The sequence below is a fragment of the Herminiimonas sp. genome, from assembly GCF_030645555.1.
In the GTDB taxonomy this organism is placed as follows: Bacteria; Pseudomonadota; Gammaproteobacteria; order Burkholderiales; family Burkholderiaceae_D; genus Oxalicibacterium.
In genome coordinates this window covers 1-5,203 of the sequence record NZ_JAUSME010000141.1, presented here as the reverse complement: position 1 = coordinate 5,203, position 5,203 = coordinate 1, and the positions used below count along the sequence as shown (strand labels likewise).

Genomic DNA, 5,203 nt, shown 5'->3' with positions numbered 1-5,203 from the left:
TGGTTCTTGATCGCGTAATGGGTCAATTCGGCATTGTGGCGAAGTTTCATTTTTTGCAACAAACGTGACCTGTACATGCTGATGGTCTTGACTGACAAAACCAGTTCGGCCGCGATATCGCTGACGGTTTTGCCGGATGCGATCATCGTCAGGGTTTGATATTCGCGATCGGACAGCGTTTCATGCAAGGGGACTTCATGATTGTCGTTGATCTGGTTGGCGAGTTCCTGCGCCAGCGCCGCGCTGATGTATTTTCGGCCGCTGGCGACCTGGCGTATCGCATTCACCAGTTCGGCGGGCGCGCTTTGCTTGTTCAAATAGCCGGAAGCCCCTGCCTTGAGCGAGCGGATCGCATATTGATCTTCCCGATGCATGGACAGCATCAGTACGGCAATCTGGGGGGATTCCTTTTTCACCTGCTTGAGTACCTCTATACCGCTGCGGTCGGGCATGGAAATATCCAGCAGCAGCACATCGCAGATGTCTTCACGCGATAGCTTGATGGCTTCATTGCCGTTTTCGGCGTGGCCGGCCACGACTATATCCTTGGTATCCGCCAAAATCTGTTTCAAGCCTTCGCGCACAATGGCGTGATCATCGGCAATCAAGACTTTTATTACTTTTTTTGTTGTCATTATTCTGCTTTATAGAATCTGCGTAGCGCCAGGCTAATAGTATTAGTGCTGAGTTGTTGCGGGCAGCGGTACGTTAATTGCAACGATTGTCCCACCTTTTGGGGCGGTACTGACAGACAGGCTGCCTCCCATCGCGATCGAGCGCTCCACCATGCCGCGTATGCCAAACGATTTCGATTTTGTACGGTCGATAGCCTTGATGCCCAGGCCATTGTCGACAATCTCCAGCCTGACATATTGCTGCGTATGGACCAGATGCACGTTGACGAGGCTGGCTTTTGCATGTTTGGCGATATTGGTCAGCGCTTCCTGGAAAATGCGGAATAGCGCAGTGGCTTGATCCATATCCAGTTCGATATCCGTCTTGTTTGACGAAAAGATGCAGGGTATCCCAACCTGTTTTTCAAATTCCTTGGCTTGCCAGTCGATGGCCGCAACCAGGCCGAAGTCCAGTATGCCGGGCCGCAAATTGCCGGCGATCCTGTGCACGGTTTCTATGGTGCGATCGACCAGCGATTCGACATACGCGGCTTTTTCAGCCAGCTCGGCATTCTTGCCCGGCAAGCGTCGCGTCAGCAGGGCCAGCGCCATCTTGATCGCAGTCAGATTGCCGCCCAGATCATCATGGATTTCGCGCGCGATATGCGTGCGCTCCTTTTCCTTGACGGTATCGATATGGGCCGACAATTCCGCCAGTTGCGCCCGCGAACGGATGATTTCTTCCTGTTCCAGTTTGCTGGACGTGATATTGGTCATGATGCCTTCCCACTGCACGCAATCTTCATCCAGCGTGCGCGGTGTGGCGCGCAGATTGATCCACTTCACGTCTTTCCAGCGCTCGATCCAGATGCGGCCTTCCCAGTTCCAGTTGCTCATCTGTGTATTGGAAACCCTCATTGCATCCAGATAGGATGGCCTATCCTCCGGCAGGATCAGTTCAACAAAGAGTGCCGGATCGTCGCGCAAGGCTTCGCTCGAGATGCCCAGCAGCGCTTCGCACCCGTCGCTGAGATAAGGAAACGAGAATTGCCCATCGCTGCGCAACAGGAACTGGTAAACCAGGCCCGGTGTATTCGATACCATTGCGCTGAGTCGCGACTCGCTGGCACGCAGCGCCTTGTCTGATTTGTCGCGGGAGCTGACGTCATTGCCGATGGCGATGATGGCAGGAGCCGTATCCGATGCCAGATAAAACAGCTGGAATTCAATCGGATAAGTCGAGCCATCCTTGCGTGTATGTACAGTATTGATGGCGGCGGATGCCTGACTGCCGTCGCGCAATCCCTGGAAAAATTGCGTATATGCTTCGTGCGTCATCTGCGTGGCGATGGCAGACGGAGACATCGCGACCAGTTCGGCGATGCTGTATTGCAGATTTTTGGCAGCCGCCGGATTGACGTACTCGAAATGCAGGGTGTCGCAGTTCAATACATAAATTTCGCTGAATGATCCCTGCAGGATGATGGGTAGCCATTCGGCGCGCATCTGGTTGATGATGTTTTTTTCTGGGGTCATGGGATGCAAGGCGCAAATGTGTAAGGCCGATCAGTTATTTGATGCGGCTGCGAACGTCAGTCTTTAAGCAGTCATTTAGTGCGCGCAAAAGTTATCGGCGACTTTAGCATAAGTTTTTTTCGCAAAATCGATTCTGTGCAGATCAAAACATGGATAGTGATGTACGTGCCGCACTGACATTTCACCCCTGTAAATGAAAGTCCTGAATAAAGTCGCAGAATAGGCTTCCAAAATGAATTCCACTCATGCTATAATTTTGTCTTTCGCGGCTGTAGCTCAGCTGGATAGAGTACTTGGCTACGAACCAAGGGGTCGTGGGTTCGATTCCTGCCAGCCGCACCAGCATTGAAGTTGTACTAAAGGGTTAGCGCCACAAGCGCTGACCCTTTTTCATTTTGTGGCGCGATTTTCTGGGTGGGCTGGTTGCCAGTTGCCTGCCTGATCAATCAGGCGAGGCTGAGGTGCCGGCGCTGCGCCTGATTCCTATTTTTCCGCGAGGCAGCGTTGCCGCATCCGGTCGCCCAGTGCCGTGCCGCGTGCGCCACTAAAAGCCTGGTCGACGTAGACAGTGTTGATGGCATCTTTTTTTTCTTGCACGGAAATGCCCTTGAGTCCCCTGATCATCTCGAGCGTGTGGTCTGGCTGGGAGCCCTGGTCGCGCCATGCGGCTATGGTTTGAAACATCGCGCCATAGTTTGCACAATAGGATTGGCGATCCAGTTCCGGCCACGCATGGGAAGTCGTTGAGCTGGCAGCCAGCAGTAACATAATCGTGATTTTCTTCATGCGTTCCTCAGTTGGGCCACGCACTATACAGCCAAGACGCCAGACTTCCTTTTTAAAAGATGTAAGAAAGATGGAAATACAAGCGCCTGTCTTTTGTCGCGCGCCTTAACTGGGGCAGCGGGGCATCCTAGTTGCCGAAAAAGCCGAACAGCCCATCCCGCTCAAAGCGCAAATCCTGTGCATTCTCCATTTTTCTGACGACCCCGTTATGGTCGAAATGCACATGCATCATTGAATTCCACACGCCGGCTTCCTTGTACGGGTAGGTCCATACTTCGAGTTGCTGGCGCGGCAGATAGGAAGTTTCTGCAGGATGGCCGACTGTGCGCAAGACATCTGTCTTGTTGGAAATGCCGGGTTTGATGGTGGCAAATTTCTCTGTTGTCAGAACTTGCTCATATGAAATGAGCCTGCCGTCGCGGTTGAAGCGCGCCATGTCGGTAGTCTGGCCCCAGGGATGGTGCGCATATTCGAGCAGATGCTCGTTGCCGTCAGCAATGCGTGCAGTGGGGCGGCCCAGCCTGGCAAGGACTTCTGCTTCAGTTGATCCCATGGGAAGAGGCGCCGGCATCAGCACTGTGCAGGCGGTGAGCATGAGCAGCAGGGCGGCCATGATTGCTTTTTGACCATATTTCATATCTTCAACCTTAAAATAAATGCGCTAAGTGTTTGAATCGCCTGATCATTTCCGCTATACTCCGGGGCTGGTCGATTTGACCAGTTCTTTTTAATCGTTGTTCACGGTGTGTGGGGTTCAGACTCTATGCATCGCCTGTGAAAGGTAAGTCTCATGTCTCTCGAAAAATCAAGCAAAGCAGCTATCGTTGCCGATAACGCACGTGGCCAAAATGATACCGGATCACCAGAAGTGCAAGTTGCACTGCTGACGGCTCGTATCAATGACCTCAATGGTCACTTCAAAGCACACTCGAAGGATCACCATTCCCGTCGCGGTCTGATCATGATGGTCAACCGTCGCAAGAGCCTGCTGTCTTACCTGAAAAGCAAAGACGCAACTCGTTATCGTGATCTGATTGTAAAGCTCGGTCTGCGCAAGTAATTCGTTGCGCTATTTTATCCGGCTTTCATAGTAAAAATGCCTGCGTCAGTTCTCTGATGCGGGCATTTTGTCTTTTGGCAGTTTGTAGTCGTTTGTATCGTTTGTAATTGTGTAGGCAAGTAATAAAGCAAACCGTCATCTTGGCGGGATGTTTGTGGTGAGGTGAACGACAGCGCCTGAAAATCTGTCGGTAAAATTAGAAAGGAACACCGTGTTTAATAAAGTCACTAAAACTTTCCAGTATGGTCAACATACGGTCACGCTTGAAACCGGCGAAATCGCCCGTCAAGCTTCCGGTGCCGTACTTGTCTCGATCGAAGATACGGTCGTACTCGCAACGGTTGTTGCTCGCAAAGATGCAAAACCAGGTCAGGATTTCTTCCCGTTGACCGTGGATTATGTAGAAAAAACCTATGCTGCCGGTCGTATCCCGGGTGGTTTCTTCAAGCGCGAGGGACGTCCCTCCGAGAAGGAAACCCTGACATCGCGCCTGATCGATCGTCCGATCCGCCCGCTGTTCCCCGAGGGTTACATGAACGAAGTGCAGGTCATCGTGCACGTTCTCTCCGTGAATCCGGAAATCGATCCTGACATCGCGGCAATGATCGGAACGTCGGCCGCCTTGTGCGTCGCCGGTCTTCCTTTCAACGGCCCGATCGGTGCGGCGCGCGTCGGCTATGTCGACGGCCAGTACCTGCTGAACCCTACCGTTGCCCAACTGGCCACGTCGCAGCTCAACCTGGTCGTCGCCGGTACCGAACAAGCCGTGTTGATGGTGGAATCGGAAGCCAGCGAGCTGTCGGAAGAGGTCATGCTGGGTGCCGTAGTCTACGGCCACGAGCAAATGAAAGCCGTGATCGACGCGATCCATGAACTGGTGCGAGACGGTGGCAAGCCGGAAGTCCAGTGGGCGCCGCCAGCCCGCAACGAAGCCCTGATTTCGGCTGTCACGCAACTGGCTGAAGCCAAGCTGCGCGATGCTTATCAGGTCAAGGACAAGCAGGCACGCACCGCGCGCCTGAAAGAAGTCTCGGCTGCTGTCAGCGCCGGGCTTGCAGAGCAAGCTGCCGCCAGCGGCACGCCCGCTGCCGACAGCACTGCAGTCGGCAATATCATGTTCGACCTGGAAGCAAAGATCGTCCGTTCGCAGATCCTCGAAGGCGAGCCGCGCATCGACGGTCGCGACACCCGCACCGTGCGCCCGATC

At 53.5% G+C, this 5,203-nt stretch carries 5 protein-coding genes, 1 tRNA gene and 1 pseudogene; 3 read left to right on the top strand and 4 right to left on the bottom strand.

Translation table 11 applies throughout. From position 1 onward, the window contains the following. The coding region (locus Q7T06_RS05775) for a response regulator transcription factor (protein ID WP_304781725.1) at positions 1 to 635 on the bottom strand (635 nt) is incomplete at its 3' end. A 42-nt stretch (positions 636 to 677) separates the two neighbouring features. After that, positions 678 to 2,150, bottom strand: coding sequence for a histidine kinase (locus Q7T06_RS05770; protein WP_304781723.1), 1,473 nt, complete (start codon positions 2,148 to 2,150; stop codon positions 678 to 680). A 265-nt stretch (positions 2,151 to 2,415) separates the two neighbouring features. Here Q7T06_RS05770 and Q7T06_RS05765 point away from each other — a divergent pair. Further along, positions 2,416 to 2,492, top strand: a tRNA-Arg gene (locus Q7T06_RS05765). 141 nt (positions 2,493 to 2,633) lie between these two features. Here Q7T06_RS05765 and Q7T06_RS05760 read toward each other — a convergent pair. After that, positions 2,634 to 2,936, bottom strand: a complete 303-nt coding sequence (locus Q7T06_RS05760; RefSeq protein WP_304781719.1) for a hypothetical protein — start codon at positions 2,934 to 2,936, stop codon at positions 2,634 to 2,636. A gap of 127 nt (positions 2,937 to 3,063) precedes the next feature. After that, complete coding sequence (gene bamE, locus Q7T06_RS05755) at positions 3,064 to 3,573, bottom strand: outer membrane protein assembly factor BamE (protein ID WP_304781716.1); 510 nt, start codon at positions 3,571 to 3,573, stop codon at positions 3,064 to 3,066. Positions 3,574 to 3,726: 153 nt separating this feature from the next. Between bamE and rpsO the strand changes: the two genes are divergently transcribed. Together rpsO and Q7T06_RS05745 are read left to right on the top strand one after the other, a co-directional pair. After that, the gene (gene rpsO, locus Q7T06_RS05750) at positions 3,727 to 3,996 is read left to right on the top strand and encodes a 30S ribosomal protein S15 (RefSeq protein WP_304781713.1); all 270 of its coding nucleotides are present in this window, start codon (positions 3,727 to 3,729) and stop codon (positions 3,994 to 3,996) included. Between the two features lie 211 nt (positions 3,997 to 4,207). Next, positions 4,208 to 5,203, top strand: a pseudogene (locus tag Q7T06_RS05745) (polyribonucleotide nucleotidyltransferase); the annotation flags it as partial.